The sequence below is a fragment of the Collinsella sp. AM12-1 genome (assembly GCF_003472325.1).
Taxonomy (GTDB): Bacteria; Actinomycetota; Coriobacteriia; order Coriobacteriales; family Coriobacteriaceae; genus Collinsella.
This window is the reverse complement of record NZ_QRLS01000043.1, coordinates 1-1,629: the sequence shown is the minus strand read 5'-3', so window position 1 is coordinate 1,629 and position 1,629 is coordinate 1. Positions and strand designations below refer to the sequence as shown.

Genomic DNA, 1,629 nt, shown 5'->3' with positions numbered 1-1,629 from the left:
TCCGTCCCCATTGCGTTCAATTCACCCATCTACGGGCCCTTCTTTATGAAGCAGGGCATGCAGGGCTTTGTCGACGCATTCAATACGCGCGCGCCCCAGGCCAGCGGCACAGACCTATCGCCAGAGCAGCAAGCTGACGCGGAGCTTGCAAGATACGCGAACGCCGCCCTTGCCGCTCAAACCGACGCCGCCTTTCTCGATTCTGCCGAGAGCTACTACGCGCTCATGGGCGAAGGCTTCCAATCCGGGTCCATCGTGGGAGACCGAGAGACCAATGACGCAGCGCTCGCATATTGCCGTGCCCTGAGCAGCTCCGGCATCACGGATATCCCGGCCTCCGCAAACGACCTGCCATTCCTTTCCTTCCTGCCTTACGCCATTGCCACGGCGCCGTCTTTCCTTCCCTTCATCCCCTTCCTTCTCTCGTCGATACTCGTGCTCGGCGCCACAAGGCCTGCGACCCTGGCGGCAAAGGCGCCCGCGCCCAAATTCCGGCGCCTTATCCAGATCGTGTTTTCGATAATCGTCGCGGGGACCGCGATGCTCCTCGCCGGCCTCGCACCCGGGGGCATTTACGCCTTGGTCCTAAACGGCTTCGGGCAAATTGGGTACCCGATCGCCTTCTTCCATGACGGCGCGCTTACCACCACGACCGCGGGAAACGTCTTCACAGCCCTGCTTCTCGCGCTGCTTGCGGGCGGAACCTTGATATCCGTTTGCTCCGCCGTCCTATCGACCGCAACGAGGCGCGTCCTCGCGGGCCCCCTTACCTCAGCGCTGCTTGTCGCGGCCCCGGCATTCCCGTTGCTGTCCGATTCGGCACTAGGGCATAACGCCGCGCTCAATCTCCTGCCGCTGGCCGTGTTCTCGCCTATCGAGGCAACGGGCTACGTAGGATGCTTCCCGACAGAATTCATTGGCTCCGGTTCAGGCAGCGCATCGATGCTTGCCGTGGCCCTGGCATACGTCGCGGTCCTTTTTGCGGTCGGCGCCGTTGCGACACGTTCCCCCAAACAGCCTGGACCCGCGAAAAAGCACCATGGGCTCGAGCTTCTAGACGCGAGCGTGGGATACGGAAGCACGACGATACTTTCAATCGGGTCGCTTTTCCTGAGCCCGGGAACGGCGGCGGGCCTCGTTGCTCCCAACGGCTCGGGGAAAACCACCCTTCTTGAAGCGCTGTCGGGCCAATTTCCCACCCGCATCCGCTCGGGAAGCCTGGCGGCAGACGGAATCTGCCAACGTCGATCAGCCGAATTTGCAGAACTCGTCTACCTGAGCTCTTCGGGCGGCGCGGATCTCTACCCCACGCTATCGGCCATCGAGCACCTTGCTTTCGTTAGGGAGGCGTGGAAATCGGCCGCCGACATCGACTCGCTCTGCGACTCCCTCGGAATCTCCCCATATCTCGACAAGCCGACCCGTAAACTCTCGACAGGAATGAAGCAGCAGGTAAAGCTTGCCATGGCGATAGCGACCGATTGCCCGTACCTCATCCTCGATGAACCGCTGAACGGCCTCGATCCGGGAAAACGGAAAACCTCCTGCGACGCGATGCGCAGCGAAGTGGCGCGGGGACGCAGCGTGCTCATTTCAAGCCATCTGCTCGACGACCTGGCAGACCTCACC

1 protein-coding gene is annotated in these 1,629 nt (G+C 62.0%); it reads left to right on the top strand.

The features are described from left to right. Positions 1-45 precede the first annotated feature (45 nt). Positions 46-1,629: ABC transporter ATP-binding protein (locus DW136_RS09795; RefSeq protein ID WP_147351660.1), on the top strand; the 1,584-nt coding region annotated here is incomplete at its 3' end.